Consider the following 20238-nt stretch of genomic DNA (forward strand, 5'->3'; position numbering starts at 1 on the left):
TTTTTTGTGAAACAATTTTTATACGCACAGATACCATCCCTTTAAGGGGTCGTATCTGTGTGTGCTTAAAGCAATAAATAATGAAAATTTAATTTCTGAAAAACTACAGGTTAAAAAGGCTTGGCAATTTTATTAATAAACAAGCTGTTGATAACGGGGGTAGTGGCATCATTGGTAAAATTACTGTTAACAACAACGCCGGTATCCATGGTTTGGGGGGTTGGATTACTTAAGGTACTGTTAACAAAATAGCTGTTTTTACTGGTTGGCGCAACAATCACTTCGGTATTTGCCGTGCTGTTGTTAAAACTGCAAGCATTACAATAAACGCCGCCATTAAACAGCGGACTATCAGGTTGATTATTGGTAAAGCTGCTGTTGACAAAGCCGGTCAGGTTATTGCCAACCAGCAGCGGTTGTGTGGATGCTGTTTCAAAAACGCTGTTGGCGAAAAAGGTCGAGTTGGAGTTTTTAATGATCAGGTTTTGTTGATTATTTTTAAACTGGCTATTAATAAAGGCATTAAGGTTGTTGGCGCGTTTTGCCTGCATGTCAATGGCTATATCATTTTCAATAAACTGGGTTTGGTAAAAAACATTTTTATCGAGAAAAGTCATACCTAATTGATCGCCACCGATATAAGCCGGATCAGGTCTTTGCTGGATACCGGTTTTACAGCGGTAAAAATTGCTATGATCAATAAAATTATTATCCCAGGCATAAATGTTATCAATCAAGATACCGGCATTGGCCATATTGCGAATGGTGACATGGGAAAGTGTAGTCATAACATAATCTGCACCTTTACCAGAACCTTCTGCGCTGTGATTAATGCCGTTAAATCCTCCTTGTAGGGTTAAGTCGGCCAGTACAAAAGTGGTGGTTGTAGTTTTGACATCCAAATGATTGGCTCCGGCGATTAGATCAATAGTCGGTGATTTGGCAATAATGACCGTTTTGTCAGCGCCGGCACCGATAATGCCTTGTCCCGCGTTAAGCAGTAGGGGTTTACTGATGTAATAAATACCGGCATTAAGTTCGGCAATGCCATTGTTGTCAATTAACGCCTGGATGGCGTCAGTAGAATCCGGTTTTGATGTAATATTGGTTTGCCAATTTTCGCCGGCAGGATCAGGAATTGCACTAAATACCGGTTTCTGCCAAGTATTATAATTGTCCTTATCGATTTGCAGTAAATCAGCAAGGGTATTTTTTGCCGCATCGGTGATGTTTTCCGGTTCGATGGTTTGTGCGTTGATAGTAATTAATTTTTTATAATCTTTATCGATATCGATTATTTGTGTTGACATATTAAATTGGTCAAGTCCAATACTTCGAATCGCAATAGTGACCATGTTTTCAACGGCATTGCCTAAAATAATACCAGGGTTTTGAGTGGCACTGATTGCCATGCCTTGCAAGACGATGTTGCTGGTATCAAGATTAAAATACTGGCCGGTTTTATGGTAATTATCGCCGCCATTGGCCATAAATACCGATAAGAAATCCGTATTGGCTATGTTCATCATGCCGGGATATAAGGCTACTTGGTTCCAGTTCCATGATTCTGCATCAATACCAATAAAGCGAATATTTTTTTGGTTATTGATAATAATACCGTCGCCATGCGGTGTTAATATGTTGGTCCAGATAAATACATTGCCTTGCGATTGTTTGTTAATATTTCCGGCAATGTTTATTGACGGATACTGGGCATGCACCATGGTGCGTATGAAACGATTGTTTTTTAAATAGCCGGTTTGAGAGGTATCACTGGCAATAGCAACATTGCTTAAGTCAGTAAACAGATTATTTTCCAACAGGACATTATTGGCGATAATTTTTGAATTGCTGATTCGGTTAAAGCAGTTATTCTTGATAGGTTTGGTAGAGCCTTGAAAGCTGATGTTTACCGGACTGACACCACTTAATAAGGCGTTGCTGGTACCGGCAGGGATAATCACTAGTGGCAGTTTTGTACCCGCCAAACCATATAGTGCTTGATTGGAGGTTAATTTTATGGATAATAATTTACGGTAATCCCCCCCTGGCTTTAAGCGAACACTAACTTTATTAGTGAGTGTTGTTTGTAGCTGGGCAGCCTTACTTTCTGGAAGAAAATAGACATTTTTGGGGATTGCCGCTTTTGCCAGCTTAACTTCGCATGGCAGTGGTGCCGCTGTAACCGGACTGTTGGTTGCAACAGCAAGCAAGGCAAGTGTTAAAAGGATTAATTGATTGTGATTCATGGTTAATTGTCCATTTTTTATAAAACGTTAACTAACGACAGTTGCAAAATCACCAATAATCTTATTATTTACTTCGGTGTTGCCAGTACTTTTTTTAAGTAGTTACGGCATGGTTGGCTTGCTGCATAAGCGCAATGGCACAGGAAAAATCTGTGAAGTAAGTCTGTATCATGTCATTTAAAAAGGTTTCACTGGAGTGCTGAAATGCTTTTATTAATAAGGCTTTGGTTTTTTTGTTCGGGGTTATGTCCCTATAATTGACGGCATCCTGAATATCTTATTGGGTCAATAATAGTGCAAGGAATATGATTAATGCTTTTGGCATCCATAACAAGAGCAATAGCTTTTGTCCATGTAAACCACGAAAAAAGCAAAGCTAAGGATTTTCCTGCCTCTGGCATTCAAGCTGGAATTTTGATGTCAGAAAAATAGTAATTCTGGTTGATACTTTTATTAATCGGGTCTGTAAAATGAAAAGATTTCCAGCTCATTAGAGAGCTTGGTGGTTATGGCAAGATCTGTAATTTTACCAATAGGGCATTTTATTCTTTAGATCTGAAAGTTATTATGATTGCCCACTATCGGGCCTGTTTTGCCGAGTATTATTTAATTCTTGATGAATATTAATCAGTCTTTGTTTACTGATTAATAATTATTTTATACCTGTGAGCGGTCATTTTTTATCAGAGGGTAATCTTTGTTAAATACTGATAGCTTTTCATAAGCTATTGATTTAACTATAGTCTTTCAGGAATTAAATTTCCAATACACATCGCTACAAGCTCCTACGGATAACATCCCTTCAAGGGATGTTATCCGTTAACATCGAAATTATTTATCTGAAAATCTGTATATATGATTTGTAATCAATTATTGGGAGATTACACGTTATGGCCACTTTATCTTTATTACTTAGTATGTATTGCGACAAAGCTTATATGTTAGACATTATTGTTACTATCTTGTCTCTATATGTCAAGTTATTAATTATTTATCCTCAGGATTTGGCGACGCTAAACATTGATGTTCTGTATTTTCAGTATGCGCTGCAATCTTTGGGTGTGGTGCAGGCTTTAAGACTTTGCTGCTGATGGTGGTACGGGTAATGCCGGCCAGAGTTTGCAACCCTGATCGAAACGTTTGAAGGTTTTAATGGTTTTTAAACGTGAGGGACGGCATTACAAATCCTGACCCGCTTCTTTTTATTTCGATGCCGATCAGGGTTTGCAAACACCATCACTCTTCAGTGTGTATAACGATGAGAGCTGGAGCTTGGGCGTCAGGATACCAATTTATTGGTGCGTATCAAGTGGATAACGAGGTTGGCTATAGTAATGGCAAATAATGCGCCGCAGATATCTGCCAATAAGTCTAATAAATCAAATTGACGACCGGGAATCAGCATTTGGAAGCTTTCTTCGATGATGCCGAATAAGCCAACAGCTAATAACGGTATGGAGAGCAGGGGGATCGCTGATACAGGGTTAAGTGTAAAAGCTAGTGCACAAACCAGCAAACCTAAGCCGCTAAAGGCTAAAAAGTGTGCGAGCTTGTCCAGATGCTGTATTTGTCCCATTATGGCTAAGGGTGGCCCTGATGATTCGATTAACAGGCTGGCCATTAAACCGATGATGAGCAGGCTGAGAAATAAGGTTGTTTTGCGATTAATGTTTGATTTGCTCATTTTTAATGATGGCAATTAATGTTATGCAGATAATAGTTGCGTTGGTTTTAGAGGCTGTAAAAAATTTAGCAAAAAACGGGCTAAAAATATTATTTACCATTTCGATTTGTCGGGCTATACCCTCTGGGGCACAAGCGCTGTCGCTAACCCGACCTGCGTGACTAAGGTAAACGTGATGGACGGGGTTGCAAGCCCGGTCCCGCTTCAAGGTACACGAAAAAAAATAATCGGTTTTATTCAATGTATTGAAAATTTCGTGTACTTCGTGTACTTCGTGTACTTCGTGTCTTCGTGGTGAGTTTTTAATCTTATAGATATAGTAATGGCTAATAGGCCTGTTTGTCAGTAAAACCTTTAAAGATGGTTAAAAATACTATTTTTAAATCCAGCCACAGTGACCAATTTTTTATATATTCCAGGTCGTAATTAATTCTGGCTTCCATTTTGTCCAGGGTGTCGGTTTCTCCCCGGCAGCCGTTAACTTGGGCTTGACCGGTAATGCCGGGTTTAACTTTGTGGCGCAGCATGTAGCCTTGTATTTGCTTGCGATAATATTCGTTATGGGCTACGGCATGGGGACGAGGGCCAACGACAGACATGGTGCCTTGTACGACGTTGAAAAATTGCGGTAATTCATCCAGGGATGATTTACGCAAGAATGCACCGAATGGGGTGATGCGACTATCATTTTGAGTAGCTTGTTTTATTTTGTCGCCATTGTCACAGACATTCATTGAGCGAAATTTCCAGACTTCTATTTGTTCGCCTTTGGCACCATAGCGTTTCTGTTTAAAGATAACCGGACCTGGTGAGGTTAGTTTGATGGTAATGGCAATGATCAGCATGGGAATGGCAATAACCGGTAATATAAACAGGCATAGGGCCAAGTCTTCAAGACGTTTGGTAAGGCCGTTAGCGTTGTTAAACGGGGTGTCAAAGACGCTGACAACGGGTATGCCCTGGACGTTGCTCCATTTTGACTGGATCAGGTTAAAGGTAAAAAAGTCCGGTACGATGTTAACTGAGACGGTACTGTCAGCCAGCAGTGCCACAAAATGGCTGATGCGTTTTTCAGCACATAAGGGCAGGGTGATATAAATATGGTCTATTTGACCGGTTTTTGACAGGTTAAGCAATTCTTCAAAGTCACCGGTTATATCGCCAATTTTTTGGTGACTCAAGCGTCTTTCTTCGGTTTTTAATCGATCATCAAAAAAGCCGATACAATTGTAACCCAGCCAAGGCATGTCCGATAAGGCAGTTTTAAGTCTTAGCCCTAGTGGATTGGCACCCAGTATGGCGTATGTTCTGGTATTAAAACCCTGTTTTCTTAACAAGGATAAGCAACTGCGTTGCAGGGTGTGGGCCATGATGATGCCGGTAGGGGCAAGCGGCAGCCATAATTCTATAACTTGTAATGAATAATTATATTGAGGATTATAAAGATAAGTGCCGCTGACTAATAAGGTAAAAGCACCCAGCCATGATAATAGTATGCTGATGGATTCATCAAACATGGGTGCGCCACGCCAACCTTGATAAAGTTCGTTATTTTCAGCCAAAATGCCGAATAATGCAGTGCCTATAAGGCAAGGTAGCAGGTATTCGCGGTCCAGAGGAATGTCGTAGATGAGTAATGTTACATAGAGTGCGGCGACAATCAGGGCAAGATCAAGGGTGCGGCTAAGAACCTGGATTTTTGAGTGATGTGGTCGAATAAATCCGGGATTACGATGGGCCATTGGGTTTGTCTATAAGCGGTGAGTGATGCCTGTTTACTTAACTAACCAGTGTCGTTAATAGTACAGGAATATTGCAGGCACGGTTGGCCGTTTATTATGAAGCTTATGTATTACGGTTCGGTTAAAAAAATGCTTGAATATATTAATTTAGCCCTTTTGATACTTGGTTTTAAAGGCTTTGTAGTTAATGATATTAAACTAAAAAAAAGTGCGCTTGTATATCTAAATTATTTTTATACTAACGATAGTTTAAATTTTTCTAATCACCAAGAAATGTGTATTAAGTTTTTGTTTAATGATTGGCTTGTTTAAGTATTGTCAGGCGGGGCCGGTTAATAAACTTGTTGTTTAATGCGGTTATTAATAATGGCAGACACAGGAAGGGCGACCAGTGGGTCGCCCGGATAACTCTGCTTAAGATATTATAGCCAAACCTTGCATCCAACCTGGGTAGTGTTACTTTGAAAGGTGACACAGCGGGTAATCAATGGTGGTCGGATATGTTATTGCCCGATCAGCAAGCTATCATCCGTGGCGTGATAACCCTGTCTACACCATGCGTTATGGTTTATTTAAAATTAGTAACGATGCCCTTGTGCAGTAGTTTCTGCTTGTTGGTAGAGGCAAGGCAAGTCAATTGGGTATTAATTGATTGACTTAAGGCTTAGTGTCTGGCTGGAGTGGGTGGTGTGGTTAATGGCGTCGGCCATTTTTACCGGTAGCGGGTTCTTCAAATTTAACTTTTAACGGTTTTCCACAATATAAGTTGCCGTCAAGTGCTGCTATAGCGGCTCTGGCTTCGTGGCCTTCCATTCCAACAAATCCGAATCCTCTACATTTTCCGCTAAAAATATCGGAAACAAGTTGGATGGAGCGAACTTTGCCGTATTCTGAAAATAAAGCTTCAACAGTGGCCTCAGTGGCCTCGCTAGGTAAGTTTCCTACAAAAAGTCGTTTCAAAAGACATATCCTAAATTCAGGGGGTGAGTTGATATTGACCGGATAAACCGGCTATGCCACAGCCCCGCCTGGTTTAGGCGAGGTTGTGTGTCGATACGTAATCTCAGCTTACGCTGCTGATACGTTTGAAGCTTGTGGGCCTTTGGCGCCTGATTCTACTTCGTATTTTACCGCTTGGCCTTCAGCCAGTGTGCGATAACCACCGTCGCTGGCGATTGCAGAAAAATGTACAAATACATCTGCGCTGCCGTCGCTAGGAGAAATAAAACCAAAACCTTTAGACTCGTTAAACCATTTAACAGTACCCGTTGCCATGTAACTTCCTCAATATCAATAAATGAATGTAAATATTTTATTGCAAATCAAATCAGACACGAAAGGAAAATAACGTAAGGAATTTCTGAAAAGTGCTGATTGATATGCAAAATTTATTAAATAGAAGTCCCGCATAAGGCGCGTAGTACTGTCCACTAACCCGTTTATTATAGTGGCTAATCTTTAATTTTGCCATTTAAACTTTAAGTAAGGTAATGATAGGGGTGAATTGGACGAACACACAGCTTCGCCCCTATAGTCTTTCAGAAATTAAATTTTGAGCCCGTACGGATAACATCCCTTGAAGGGATGGTATCCGTTAGCATCGAAATTATTTATCTGAAAGTCTATATGCCCTATGTGTTTTATTTCCAGATGCTGACAATATTGGTGAAATCATCTGTCCAGGGTTTCATGTCAAAATATAAGGGCATTTTTTGCCAATGACCCAAACGGCTTTGGCTAAGTGGGGTCAGTGTTTCTGGGGTTTTTGCCATAACTACCCAGTCGGTGGCAACCACCAGTGGTAAATCGTGTTGTGGCGTAAATTCTTGTATCAGCGCCGAAAAATGCAAATCCTCGGCATGAATCGATAAGACTTTCTTTAACGATAGATGGCGATTGGTGATATGAAAAGCCAGTATGCCATTGGGCTTTAGCTTTTTAAAATACAGCGCCAGCGCTTCCCGGGTGAGTAAATGGGTGGGAACAGAATCCGAGCTAAAAGCATCCATGACCAATAAATCAAATTTTTGATCAGGCTCTTTTTCCAGGGACAGACGGGCATCACCCAGACTCATGGTGGTGTTATAAGAGCAACGCTCAAGGTAACTAAAATAGTTGGTATTTTTGGCAATGTCGATAACCAAAGGATCAATTTCGTACAAAGTCCAGTTTTGCCCTGGTTTTGCATAGCAGGCTAAAGCGCCCGCACCCAGCCCGACTATGCCAATATTCCAGTGGCTATTGCTGTTGTCATAAGTTTTAAACAGTTGTCCCATAGGCCCCGGGCGGCTGTAATAAGTTAGCGGTATGTTGGCCAGGTTTTCAGCCAGACGCTGCGCGCCATGTTTGGTGGTGCCATGAAAGAGCTCATGATATTTCTCATACCGGTTTTGTTCATCAATCAAGTAACTTTCACGTACGGCCAGCACGCCAAAAAACGAGCGTTCCTGATAAATCGTGTGCGATGACAAGCCATGTACACCAAGGGCAAGAAATATAATGGCACCGGTTAATAAAGCAAAGGCAACCGGCAGGGCTCTGAGAAAATAAGTAAAAACTGTTAAGACAATCAGACTGATAACAATGGCGTCAAAATACAGTAGTAAATTCTTAACATTGGTATAAATGATCAGGCCGGTAATGATTAACAGGGCAGGGGGAATTATTTGTAGGAGCAGACCTTTTTTTAAGGTGATACTGGCTCCGGGACGCAATAATAATGCTGCGACAATCATGATGGGATATTCATAAATACCGTTAAAAATAAACGGCGCAACAAAAGTATTAAACATACCACCCAACATGCCGGCAAAGGACATGATCAGGTAAAAGGTTGTTAAATAGCGGGTATGTGGCCGGTTTTTGGCCAGTTCGCCATGGCAAACCATCACCGCAAAGAAAAAAGCCAGCAGGTGCAGGCCAAGATAAGCCCAATAAGGCAGGTCGGCGGGATTGATAAAGGCGTAAGCGATAAACGGCAATAATACAATGGGTTGTAGCTTGACCATAATGGGATGAATCCGGTCATTCCATTTGGAAAAAACAATCACAAAAGACAGTAAATACAGGGTTAACGGAATAATCCACAGTAACGGCACCGAGGCAATATCGGTGCTGATAAAATTGGTTAGTCCCAACAACAAGCTGGAAGGCACCAGCGCCAGCGCCAACCAGTGAAGTTTCCGGTAAATGCCGAGCTCTTCTTGGGGTTCGCTATCTTCAACAATATTGGTATTTTGTCGGCTTTTCCATAAGACAAAAGCACAGCCGGCTATAAGCAGGCTAAGAAACAGATAGCCGATACTCCAGTAATTTTTTTGATTGGCCAGGCCGATGTTCGGTTCAAGCAAAAAGGGATAGCTTAACAAGGCAATCAGGCTGCCAGTATTGCTGGCGGCATACAGGTAATAAGGATCATGACTGGTATGGTGGCCGATATTGGCAAACCATTTTTGCACCAGTGGTGCGGTGGTTGATACCACAAAGAAAGGCAGGCCGATAGCCAGAAATAATGTCCACAGCAGCCAAAAAGTTGGATTGCTGTCAGTTGGTGGTATGGTGTTTTCGGGTAAGGCTAACGGCAGCGCCAGAAAGCTGACCAGAATAACGGCGGCATGTATCTGGATTTGGCGGTGTTGACCAAAGCTCGTGGAAATGGTGTGCGCATACAGATAACCAAGAAATAAAATGGTCTGGTAAAACACCATGCAGGTATTCCAAACTGCGGGAGAGCCGCCCAGTAACGGTAATAACAGTTTCCCGAACAAGGGTTGCAGAACAAACATCAGCGACGCACTGGTAAACAAGGTGCCGGCAAATAAAATTATCAGGGATAAGCGGCGGTCGTTGGTTGTTTCTGAAGGGTTGTTCATTATTTTTAGTGTCGCCGTTTGGGCCTGTTATTTTAATGCGCTAATAATAAAGCATTTGCTGCGCCAAGGGGGAAATTGAATGTGAATTTTTATAAAACTCACAGGGTTTTGTCATGATTTACCTTTGGGTAGGGTGTACCATCACTGCCATTAAGTTAAGAAATAAGGAGTCAAAAAACATGTTTTTTGACTCCTCATCATATAGTGACTGCTGGAGTACAAACCTAGGTTTGTACTCCATATAAAAGGTATTTCAACGCTTAACTTAATGGCAGTGAGGGTGTGCCATGCGCATTTTATCTATCTTGACTAACGTATTATAAATAAAATTCGACTATAGGATGTGCTGAACGAAGTGATGCGCTTCATGGCATTCAGCACATCCTATAGGGTTTGTAACCATCGAGCATTACCGGAGGCGGTCATAAAAGCTTAGCCAATGTTTTTGGTGTTAGCATGAAGTTATTACGTTAATTTTGAAAGCGCTTATCGGTTAGATAAGCAGGTCAAAAGAGGCGCCAGGATTTTTTAAAGATAAAACAGGAGTGTGTCTATGGCCGGACAAGGTAGATTTTTTTTAGTTTATAGCTTTGCTTTTATACTTTTTGGGCTGATCGGCGAAGTAACCGCAGCGCCATCGCAAGCACCATCCACCCCACTGATTCAGATTTCAGCGAAACCCGACAATCAGCAATTAATTGCCGATATCAAAAACGGACAGCAAGCACTTAAAGAACAGGCGGCCGCTATTGTCGGTCGACTGTTGCTTGCCACCTCCCAGGAACAAGCTGAAGAGGCCGGGTTGCTTAATATTGAACAAGAAATTATTAGTCAGACCGATACTGCCTATGATCAACAACTTGTAAAGCTGGAGCAGTTGCAGGCACTCGACATTAAAAACCAGCAGTTGAGGGAAGAAATTACCAGCCTTAAAATACCGCCTTTAGCTGAGCAGCATTTTTCTTTTATGGAACTGGATCAGTACTATGAAGAGCTAAATCAGGAGTTACGCAGGGAAGAAGGCTTTGACTCTAAAATCAGTGTGGTTGATAGGATAGTGCAGCAGGCGATATCCGTGGTGGAGCAAAAAAAGGACAAGCTAAAGCAGCTTGAAGAAAATACTACTCCCGAATCTGACAGTTTCTCGTTACTGGCAGATATTAATCTTGAAATCGCCCATCGGGATGTAACGTTGGCTGAGCAATTAAAAGCGCTTCATCAATTTGAGCTGAGTGCTCAAAAACAGGTTAAAACTGTTCTCCAAACCCATGTTGAATTATTGAAACTTCAGGTTGAATTTCTGCAAACGCACGCCGTATTTAGCCAGGATGAATTACAGAATCAGTTGCAGCGTATTAATAAAGATGACTTTGTTTTAAATCGGGATTTGGTTCGCACAAAAGAACAGCAATTGACGGTGAAAAACAGCCTGGATCAGTCCAGAAAAAAGCTTGATAGCGCAGATCCCGACGATAAAAATAGTATTGAAGTTGATACTGAAGCATTGCGCCTTAAATTAAAAGCGTTAAAGACCAAAGTTGATACCGCAACTCGTCGTATTGAACTGCTTGTCACCTGGAAAGAGGTTTGGCAACAGCGTTACGATATTTTTAATCAGTCGGTAGAACAAGTTACCTTGACAAAATGGCGAAATAAAGCCGGTCAGCAGTTAAAGCAAATCGATAATGAAGAGGCGGCTCTTAACTTATGGCTGGCCGATTGGCGCAGCCGGCAGATTACGTTGTCCAACAAAATGGATAATGAACAGAAGGTTGCGCCCGATGAGCTACACGGACTGACGCAGCAACGTGAACAGATGAACAGCATTCTTGAGCATTTTCAGGATTTGCATACGGAACTTGAAAACAGCCGTCGCCTGCAAACCAAGCTCGTTGATGAAATAAGTGCCAGAACTTCGCAACGATCATGGAGTGATTGGTTTAAGTTGGCAGTTGATTATAAAATTAACGCCAATAGTATGCTGGATTGGTCTTATGCGTTAGTTTCTGCGCTGACCACTTTTGCGCTATTGTTCTTTTTACGTTGGATTTTGATAAAGAGGCTGAAATATATAGGGGAATCGAGCGATGCTTCCCTGATTAACGGTTTTTTAGCCAGCATTAAACATGCAAACATTTTTTTCTTTTTAATGCTGGCTGTTTACGTTGCCTCGCAGTTCTTGACTTTTTCCCTCGAAACGACGACCAACATTGCCAAGCTGACGAAAGTGGCTTTTGTGGTTCAGGCTACCGTATGGGCAAGCAGTTTCGTTCGCTCCTGGGTATTTCGGGTGCTGTCGCGGCGTACCAAGCGCGACGGTGCCAGTATGGGGGCTTTGACGATTTTTAACTTTACCAGTCAAGTCATTCTATGGTCGATTGCCTTGTTGCTGATCCTGCAAAATTTAGGTATAGATGTAACGGCACTGGTCGCCGGGCTGGGGATTGGTGGTGTCGCTGTGGCACTGTCGATGCAGCAAATACTGAAGGATGTGTTTTCTTCTTTGTCTATTGTTCTCGATAAACCCTTCGTCATCGGTGACTTTATAATCTTTGATGATTTTATGGGAAGTATTGAACATATTGGCATTAAAACCACGCGCATTAGGAGTCTCACAGGGGAGCAAATTATCTGCGCCAATGGCGATCTGCTTAATACCCGAATCCGTAACTACAAGCGTATGCAAGAGCGGCGAGTGATCTTTAACATTGGCGTGGTTTATCAGACCTCAGCAGAAAAACTGCCGGAAATTTCGGTCATGTTCAGGGAAATTATTGAAGCTCAGGAAAATATCCGTTTCGACCGTGCCCATTTTTCGTCATATACGGATTTCGCGCTTCTTTTTGAAATCGTTTATTATGTGTTGAGCCCGGATTACAATATTTACATGGATATTCAACAAGCAATCAATTTGGAGATATTTAAACGCTTTGAAGAAGCGGGGATTGAATTTGCTCACCCGACTCAATCGCTTTATATTAAAAATGTTGCAAATGCTGATCAGGCTACACCGACTAATCTGCCATGGAGTATGGGCCATGGTTAAGTGCTTGAAAAATTTATCAATAGGCTATTTTATGAGTTCTAAAATTAAAGTTAAGACAACGCTGTTGCATCTAGCGGCCGTTATTTTTATCGTTACCGGCTGTTCGTCTCAAGAGCCTGACTACGTGAAAATAATACCGGCGACAGAGTTAATGCAAATCTTGCAAAATGAGGATGTATTTCTGGTTGATGTTCACACGCCCGAACAACAGCACATCAAAGGTACAGATCTTTTTGTGCCTTATAATGAAATTGAAAAATTTCAGGATAAATTTCCAAGAGATAAAAATACCGCTATCTATCTGTATTGCCAAGGCGGTCCTATGGGTGATGCGGCGGCAAAGTCCCTTTATAAATTAGGTTACCATAACGTGATCAATCTTGAGGGCGGCACCAATGCCTGGAAAACAGCGGGTTTTGGTGTTGAGTAAGCGGATGATGTTTATATTATAGGATGTGCTGAACGAAGTGATGCGCATCATTGATGCTTGAGTGATGCGTTTCATTGCCTTGGGCTGATAGTAACTTGGTCTTGATTTATCTGGCGTGCACGGCACGCCCTACGTCAGGAGAATTAACCGCCGTCACCAATGTTTTCCCACACCGTGTTGTCAGCATTTTCGAGTTCGTGGAGTTTGCCGGTGGTTATTTTTTGTCGGGCGCGTAAGGCATCAAGTTCTTTATTAAAGCCAACGGCTACTTGCCGCGATTTTATTACCAACGCATCAATTTGGGCGCTTTGTTCAATAAGTTCAGTTAATAGTCTTTGCCGGTAAGCATCGGTCGTTTTCATGAGTTAATCCTTAATCGTAAATTTTAAAAACTATTCACCACGAAGACACGAAGGACACGAAGAAAAAGATTGTATCTTTATGCTGAATAAATTCCAATGCCGATCAATGCAGTAAATTTTGTCACGTTTCATTAAATCTTAAAAGTTATTCAGCACGAAGACTTGAAGAAAGAAAGCTTCGTGCTCTTCGTGTCTTCGTGGTGAATAAAGTTTCATTTCTTCGTGGTGAATAAAAATTAAGCTTGATCAAGTTTGTTGATGGCGGTTCTGGCCAGTTCGCTTAACGCCGAGCCATCTTCTTTACAATAAGCTATGATTTCACGACGCATTTTGGGATGCCATGACCGTAAAATGTGTTTTGATACGCCTTCAGCCGCGATGTCTTTATTACTTTCTGCGTTAAAAAAATTACCAATGTCATTGGCCATTTTGACAAGTGTTTCAATTTTCATGGTTAATCAAATAAGAGGGTTGCTGTGAGTTAAGCGCTGTGGATGAGTATAGACAACATGTTGATCATCACGGGCAAAACCGATTAAAGTAAGTCCTGTTTCATCGGCCAGTCTTATGGCCAGACCGGTAGGTGCAGAAATAGCCGCAAGCATGGTAATGCCTACCCAAGCGGTTTTTTGTACCATTTCATAACTGGCCCGACTGGTCACAATGACAAAGCCGGCAGATAAATCTTTACCGGTACGTAGTAATAAACCGATCAATTTATCCAGTGCATTATGCCGCCCTACATCTTCCCTGAGATCGACAATACCTTGGCCGGGAATAACCCAGGCTGCGGCATGCACGGCTCCGGTTAAGCGGTTTAAGGTTTGGTGTTGTTTAATGTCGGTTAACGCAGAGCGCAACTGGGCACCTGACAGGGATAATTCACCATTAACCTGATTGGGTTGGCGGATGGCTTGTTTTAAAGTACTGGCTCCACACAGGCCACAACCGGTACGGCCGGTTAAATTTCGGCCTTTATCAGCCATGCCTTGAAAGCGGTTGTCAGGAATTTTTAATTGTACTTCAATACCGTTGGAACGATTATAAATCCGCGCTGACAGTAATTCTTGCGGATTTTTAATAATACCTTCAGTGATGCTAAAGCCCAAGGCAAACTCTTCCAGATTAGTCGGAGTTGCCAGCATGACCACATGCGGCATGCCGTTATAAATCAGGGAAATAGGCACTTCTTCGGCAATATAGTCTTGTTTTTGTTCATGAAGTCCGTTTTGCCAGCGGTCAACGGATCTTTGCTGATAACTGGGCCAGCCCAAGTCCAATAGTAACGAGTCCATCAGTTAATTTTTTTCCATGGCATCGCCACGCACACAAGCAATCGCCCCGTCGTAGTTAAGACGAAGGGGAGTAATAACAGTTGGTTTTATATTTCTTTGCACAGCGCTACGCCGCTCCTGCATTATTCTTGATCGCTGTTCCAGACGTGCTTCTACTTTTCGCACTCCCTGATTGGGTACTTTCTGCAGGCGTGCAGAAGTGACTTCAACCCTTTTTAACAGGAGAATACGTTTGTATCTGCCATAACTCATGGTTTCATTAGCTATTAAATTTGTTTTAATGCCTCTCTCACGGGTTGCCCCCGAGAGAGGTATCGGATTGACGGATGGTTAGCTGTTGCTGGTGCCTTGCTCAAGCAAATCCAACTGGGTTTCTGAAAAGGCACGGTACTTTTCTTGCCATTCAGACGGTTGATTAACTTTACTGATTTGCACGGCGGTCACTTTATATTCCGGGCAATTGGTTGCCCAGTCAGAGTTATCGGTAGTGATGACATTGGCACCGGATTCCGGAAAATGGAAGGTGGTATAAACGACGCCAGGTTGAACACGTTCGGTAATGGTCGCACGCAATACGGTTTCACCGGCACGGCTTTTAATACCGACCCAGTCATCCATTTTTACGCCACGATCTTCTGCATCATGTGGATGAATTTCAAGACGGTCTTCTGCATGCCAGGCGTTATTTTCTGTACGACGTGTTTGGGCGCCGACATTGTATTGCGACAGGATGCGTCCGGTGGTTAACAGTAACGGAAATTTGCGACTGCTACGTTCTATGGTAGGGACGTATTCGGTCAGCATAAACAAGCCTTTGCCGTTATCACGCATAAAGCTGTCTTCATGCATGATTGGGGTACCGACCGAGTCTTCATCATAGCAGGGCCATTGTATGCTGCCCAGTTCGTCAATTTTGTCATAACTGACGCCGGCAAAAGTCGGGGTCAGGCTGGCAATTTCATCCATAATTTCTGAGGGATGGCTGTAGTTCATCGGGTAACCCATGGCATTTGACAGCAGTTGGGTAACTTCCCAATCCTGATAGCCTGCCAATGGCGTCATGACTTTACGCACCGGTGAAATACGTCGTTCTGCGTTGGTAAAAGTGCCTGATTTTTCTAAAAATGATGAACCGGGCAAGAAGACATGGGCAAATTTTGCGGTTTCATTAAGGAAAATATCCTGCACAATGACGCATTCCATAGAACGTAGGGCGGCATGAACATGTTGAATGTCAGGATCAGACTGGGCAATATCTTCGCCTTCGCAGTACAGTCCCATAAAGTTTTTATCCATGGCGGCATCAAACATGTTGGGGATACGAAGCCCCGGTTCATCGCTTAATTCAGCTTGCCATGCGGCTTCAAACAGTTTGTGGGTAGCAGGATCAGACACATGGCGATAGCCCGGGAATTCATGCGGAAATGAACCCATATCGCAAGAACCCTGTACGTTGTTTTGTCCACGCAGCGGGTTAACACCAACGCCGTCACGACCTAAATTACCGGTTGCCATGGCGATGTTGGCAATACCGATAACCATGGTAGAGCCTTGGCTGTGTTCAGTAACACCCAGGCCGTAATAAATGGCGCCATTGTTGCCGGTAGCATAAAGCCTTGCTGCTGCTCTGAGTTCAGTAGCTGGAACGCCGGTCACAGATTCTGTGGCTTCCGGGGAGTTATGCTCCTGGGCGATAAAAGTTTCCCATTTTGCAAAGGAGGCAATATCGCAACGCTCTTTGACAAAGGCTTCGTCCATTAATTTTTCGGTGATGATGACGTGGCCGATGGCATTAATCAAGGCAACATTGGTACCGGGACGCAGTTTTAAATGGTGATTGGCTTGTACATGCGGTGAATTTCTAACCAGATCAATTTCACGCGGATCAATGACGATCAATTTTGCGCCCTGACGCAGGCGTTTTTTCATTTGTGAACCAAACACCGGGTGGCCGTCGGTGGGATTGGCACCAATAACCATAATGACATCCGCTTTCATCACGGAGTCAAAATCTTGCGTACCGGATGATTCACCAAAGGTTTGTTTCAAGCCATAACCGGTAGGTGAATGGCAAACCCGCGCACAAGTATCGACATTATTATTGCCAAAACCCGCACGAATGAGTTTTTGCATGATATACACTTCTTCGTTGGTACAACGTGAAGAAGTAATTCCGCCGATTGCATCTTTACCATACTTTGCCTGAATACGTTTTAATTCTGAGGCGGCATGATTAATGGCTACTTCCCAACTGACTTCTTGCCAGGCATCTTTAATACTGGCGCGAATCATGGGTTTGGTCATGCGGTCTTTATGCGTGGCATAACCAAAGGCAAAGCGTCCTTTAACACAGGAGTGACCATGATTGGCCTGACCGTCTTTATTGGGCACCATGCGAATAACTTGCTCGCCTTTCATTTCTGCCCTGAATGAACAGCCAACGCCACAATAAGCACAGGTGGTGATAATGGCGTGTTCCGGTTGGCCGTGGTCAATAACCGATTTTTCCATTAAGGTCGCCGTTGGACAGGCTTGTACACAAGCGCCACAAGAGACACATTCGGAGTCCATGAAGGCTTCGTTCTGACTGGGCGATACTTTGGAATCAAAACCGCGACCATCAATGGTTAAAGCAAAGGTACCTTGGGTTTCTTCGCACGCTCTGACGCAACGAGAGCAGACAATACATTTGCTGGGGTCAAAGCTGAAGTAAGGGTTGCTTTCATCTTTAACCGCATCAAGATGGGTTTCAATGGGGTTGTAACGCACTTCGCGCAAACCCACCGCACCGGCCATATCTTGCAGTTCGCAATCGCCATTGGCTGAACAGGTCAGGCAGTCCAGTGGATGATCGGAAATGTACAATTCCATAACGCCACGACGGACATCAGCCAGACTTTTGTTTTGGGTAACAACTTTTAAGCCTTCTGCAACCGGTGTGGTACAAGATGCCGGCATGCCACGGCCACCTTCAATCTGGACTACGCAAAGCCGACAAGAACCAAAGGGTTCAATACTGTCGGTTGCGCATAATTTAGGAATATCAATGCCGATACTTGCTGCTGCACGCATGATGGACGTGCCAACGGGTGCCGTTACCTTAAAACCGTCAATTTCCAGGGTAACCAATTGGGTTGCCGCGCTGGCGGGGGTACCAAAATCTTGTTGTTTATTAATGCTCATGAATCATTCCTCGTGTCGTTATCAGGCTGCGCCGGCTTTTTCATCTATCCCAAAGTCTTCCGGGAAATTATTTAAAGCACTCAAAACAGGATAGGGAGTCATGCCGCCTAATGCACAAAGCGAACCGTTAAGTAAGGTGTTACAAAGATCGCGTAATAAAGGTACATTTTTGCTTAGCTCCCGGCCGGCAATAATGTCATCTAAAACTTCATAACCCCGGGTTGAACCTATGCGGCAGGGTGTGCATTTACCGCAGGATTCAATTGCACAAAATTCCATGTTGTAACGCGCCATTTCAGCCATGTTGGCCGTGTCATCAAAAACAACAACGCCGCCATGACCCAATACTGTCCAGTTTGCGGCAAAAGCTTCGTAATCCAATGGAGTATCAAATTGTGATTCGGGTAAATAGGCACCTAAAGGGCCACCAACCTGAACGGCTTTAATGGGGCGTCCTGATGCTGTGCCGCCACCAAAATCATATAAGAGTTCACGTAACGTCATACCAAAAGCCAGTTCAACCAAGCCGGCGTGTTTAATATTACCGGCAAGTTGAAGCGGCAGGGTACCGCGTGAGCGACCCATACCGAAATCACGGTAATAATCGCCGCCCTTATCCAGTATTATGGGTACGGAGGCCAAGGAAATAACGTTATTAACGACAGTAGGTTTGCCAAACAAACCGCTAATGGCAGGCAGTGGTGGTTTAAAACGCACCAGGCCACGTTTGCCTTCCAGGCTTTCCATTAAAGAAGTTTCTTCGCCGCAAATATAAGCGCCAGCACCCAAGCGAACTTCAAGATTAAATGTTTTACCGCTACCTTGAATATTATCGCCCAGGTAACCGGCTTGATAAGCTTTTTCAATAGCGGTATTCAGGGCTTTATGGGCATGAGGATATTCTACCCGCAAGTAGATATAGCCTTGATTGGCACCAACGGCAATACCCGCGATGGTCATGCCTTCAATTAATACAAACGGATCGCCTTCCATCGTCATGCGGTCAGAAAAGGTACCGGAATCGCCTTCGTCGGCATTACAGATAATATATTTTTGTTCTGATGGCGTACCTAGTACGGTATTCCATTTAATGCCCGTAGGGAAAGCCGCGCCGCCGCGTCCCCGCAAACCGGAGTCAGTGACCGCTTTAACAATATCGGCCTGTGACATTTTTAAGGCATTGCTTAAACCGCGATAACCCTCGTGAGCAATATAGTCATCCAGATTGACAGGATCGGTTATGCCGCACCGAGCAAAAGTTAAGCGTTGTTGTTTTTTCAGGTAATCCAGTTCTTCGGTTAAACCCAAGAACAGTGGGTGGGCGCCGCCCTGTACAAAATCAGCATCAAACAGGCTGGTTACATCGCCAACCTGAACCGGGCCATAAGCCACACGACCTTCTGCGGTGGCCACTTCAACCAGTGGTTCCAGCCAGAACATGCCTCTTGAGCTGTTGCGGATTAACTGAATGGTAATGTTGCGTTTTTCGGCTTCCTTGGCGATAGCGATGGCTACCCTATCAGCTCCCAGAGAAATTGCGCTGGAATCGCAGGGGACATAAATGGTGATGCTCATGCAAGTTCCTTGGTTTCATTGATGGTCGTGTCAAAGCTGTCTGCCGACACCCGTCCATAAATTTCGGTGCCGATTTGCATGGCTGGTGAGCAGGCACAGTTGCCCAGGCAATAGACTGGCTCCAGCGAGAATTCGCCATCTGCAGTGGTTTCATGAAAATCAATACCCAAGCGGTCTTTGACATGCTGTTCTAATTTTTTTCCGCCCATTGCCTGACAGGATTCGGCACGGCAAAGATAAATAGTATGGTTGCCTGGTTTGCTTTCGCGGAAATAATGATAAAAGCTGATGACACCATGTACTTCAGCACGCGAAAGATTTAAAGCTTTGGCAATAGCCGGCACGCTTTCCGCAGGAACATAACCGATTTTATCTTGAATGGCATGTAAAATAGGTAAAAGTGCTCCGGGTTTATCTTTGAGTGCAGTCGTTATTTCTTGTACGGTCGCTTGCATATTGCTCGATTCAGTCATGGTCAACTCTTAATGGCGATTTTATTCATTAAAGCAACCTGCATCCTTCGTGCTGCCTTAAAATGTACTGTTAGCATAGCACAAGAAAATTTATGTGTAAAAAGACATAAATAGACACAATATGTAAGCTTTATCAGGTGGGGCAAAGAATTGGATGGTTGTGACAGAGTGGGTCTAACGAATGCTGCTTTGAACCGGTGTAAATAAGAGCAGTGAGGCGAAAGCTTTACAGGTCGTTAATTTGGCGAGGTTACGGCAGGTTTTTTGAAAACCGAAAGGGTAGATTGGGTTTTATAGCGAGGGGTAGGGTAACGCAAACTGTAGCTT

16 protein-coding genes are annotated in these 20238 nt (G+C 43.4%); 3 read left to right on the forward strand and 13 right to left on the reverse strand.

What is annotated here, in order from left to right; all coding sequences use genetic code 11:
• Nucleotides 1-110: 110 nt before the first annotated feature.
• A complete protein-coding gene (locus tag N7974_RS07200) occupies nt 111-2249 on the reverse strand; it encodes a glycoside hydrolase family 55 protein (RefSeq protein WP_262964960.1) in 2139 nt (712 codons plus the stop codon).
• A gap of 890 nt (nt 2250-3139) precedes the next feature.
• Between N7974_RS07200 and N7974_RS07205 the strand changes: the two genes are divergently transcribed.
• On the forward strand, nt 3140-3340 hold the full coding sequence (locus N7974_RS07205; RefSeq protein WP_262964961.1) for a hypothetical protein: 201 nt from the start codon (nt 3140-3142) through the stop codon (nt 3338-3340).
• A gap of 188 nt (nt 3341-3528) precedes the next feature.
• Here N7974_RS07205 and N7974_RS07210 read toward each other — a convergent pair whose 3' ends face one another.
• The 5 genes from N7974_RS07210 to N7974_RS07230 form a co-directional block, all read right to left on the reverse strand.
• Nucleotides 3529-3933 (reverse strand): VanZ family protein, encoded by a 405-nt coding sequence (locus N7974_RS07210; protein ID WP_262964962.1) that lies wholly within the window; start codon nt 3931-3933, stop codon nt 3529-3531.
• A 326-nt stretch (nt 3934-4259) separates the two neighbouring features.
• On the reverse strand, nt 4260-5675 hold the full coding sequence (locus N7974_RS07215; protein WP_262964963.1) for an undecaprenyl-phosphate glucose phosphotransferase: 1416 nt from the start codon (nt 5673-5675) through the stop codon (nt 4260-4262).
• A 693-nt stretch (nt 5676-6368) separates the two neighbouring features.
• Nucleotides 6369-6635 carry an RNA recognition motif domain-containing protein gene (locus tag N7974_RS07220; protein WP_243218620.1) on the reverse strand — a complete coding sequence of 89 codons (267 nt, stop codon included), beginning with the start codon at nt 6633-6635 and terminating at the stop codon, nt 6369-6371.
• A gap of 108 nt (nt 6636-6743) precedes the next feature.
• Nucleotides 6744-6950, reverse strand: coding sequence for a cold-shock protein (locus N7974_RS07225; RefSeq protein ID WP_243218619.1), 207 nt, complete (start codon nt 6948-6950; stop codon nt 6744-6746).
• Nucleotides 6951-7315: 365 nt separating this feature from the next.
• The gene (locus tag N7974_RS07230) at nt 7316-9547 is read right to left on the reverse strand and encodes a fused MFS/spermidine synthase (RefSeq protein ID WP_262964964.1); all 2232 of its coding nucleotides are present in this window, start codon (nt 9545-9547) and stop codon (nt 7316-7318) included.
• Nucleotides 9548-10100: 553 nt separating this feature from the next.
• Here N7974_RS07230 and N7974_RS07235 point away from each other — a divergent pair.
• Both N7974_RS07235 and N7974_RS07240 read left to right on the forward strand, forming a co-directional pair.
• The gene (locus tag N7974_RS07235) at nt 10101-12593 is read left to right on the forward strand and encodes a mechanosensitive ion channel domain-containing protein (RefSeq protein WP_262964965.1); all 2493 of its coding nucleotides are present in this window, start codon (nt 10101-10103) and stop codon (nt 12591-12593) included.
• Between the two features lie 31 nt (nt 12594-12624).
• Complete coding sequence (locus N7974_RS07240) at nt 12625-13023, forward strand: rhodanese-like domain-containing protein (RefSeq protein ID WP_262964966.1); 399 nt, start codon at nt 12625-12627, stop codon at nt 13021-13023.
• A gap of 143 nt (nt 13024-13166) precedes the next feature.
• Here the strand turns inward: N7974_RS07240 and N7974_RS07245 are convergent, their stop codons facing one another.
• The 7 genes from N7974_RS07245 to N7974_RS07275 all read right to left on the reverse strand — a co-directional run bounded on the left by N7974_RS07245 (nt 13167) and on the right by N7974_RS07275 (nt 19911).
• On the reverse strand, nt 13167-13385 hold the full coding sequence (locus tag N7974_RS07245) for a hypothetical protein (protein ID WP_262964967.1): 219 nt from the start codon (nt 13383-13385) through the stop codon (nt 13167-13169).
• Between the two features lie 236 nt (nt 13386-13621).
• Nucleotides 13622-13837, reverse strand: a complete 216-nt coding sequence (locus N7974_RS07250; RefSeq protein WP_262964968.1) for a formate dehydrogenase subunit delta — start codon at nt 13835-13837, stop codon at nt 13622-13624.
• Between the two features lie 6 nt (nt 13838-13843).
• Entirely contained in the window at nt 13844-14680 is an 837-nt protein-coding gene (gene fdhD / locus N7974_RS07255; protein ID WP_262964969.1) for a formate dehydrogenase accessory sulfurtransferase FdhD, read from the reverse strand.
• Nucleotides 14681-14683: 3 nt separating this feature from the next.
• Nucleotides 14684-14932, reverse strand: coding sequence for a hypothetical protein (locus N7974_RS07260; protein WP_262964970.1), 249 nt, complete (start codon nt 14930-14932; stop codon nt 14684-14686).
• Nucleotides 14933-15010: 78 nt separating this feature from the next.
• On the reverse strand, nt 15011-17863 hold the full coding sequence (gene fdhF, locus N7974_RS07265) for a formate dehydrogenase subunit alpha (protein WP_262964971.1): 2853 nt from the start codon (nt 17861-17863) through the stop codon (nt 15011-15013).
• A 21-nt stretch (nt 17864-17884) separates the two neighbouring features.
• A complete protein-coding gene (locus tag N7974_RS07270) occupies nt 17885-19438 on the reverse strand; it encodes a formate dehydrogenase beta subunit (protein WP_262964972.1) in 1554 nt (517 codons plus the stop codon).
• Nucleotides 19435-19911 (reverse strand): formate dehydrogenase subunit gamma, encoded by a 477-nt coding sequence (locus tag N7974_RS07275; protein WP_262964973.1) that lies wholly within the window; start codon nt 19909-19911, stop codon nt 19435-19437. The genes N7974_RS07270 and N7974_RS07275 overlap by 4 nt, the downstream gene beginning before the upstream one ends.
• Nucleotides 19912-20238: the final 327 nt, after the last annotated feature.

Source organism: Methylobacter psychrophilus (genome assembly GCF_025583945.1).
GTDB classification, from domain to species: domain Bacteria; phylum Pseudomonadota; class Gammaproteobacteria; order Methylococcales; family Methylomonadaceae; genus Methylobacter_C; species Methylobacter_C psychrophilus.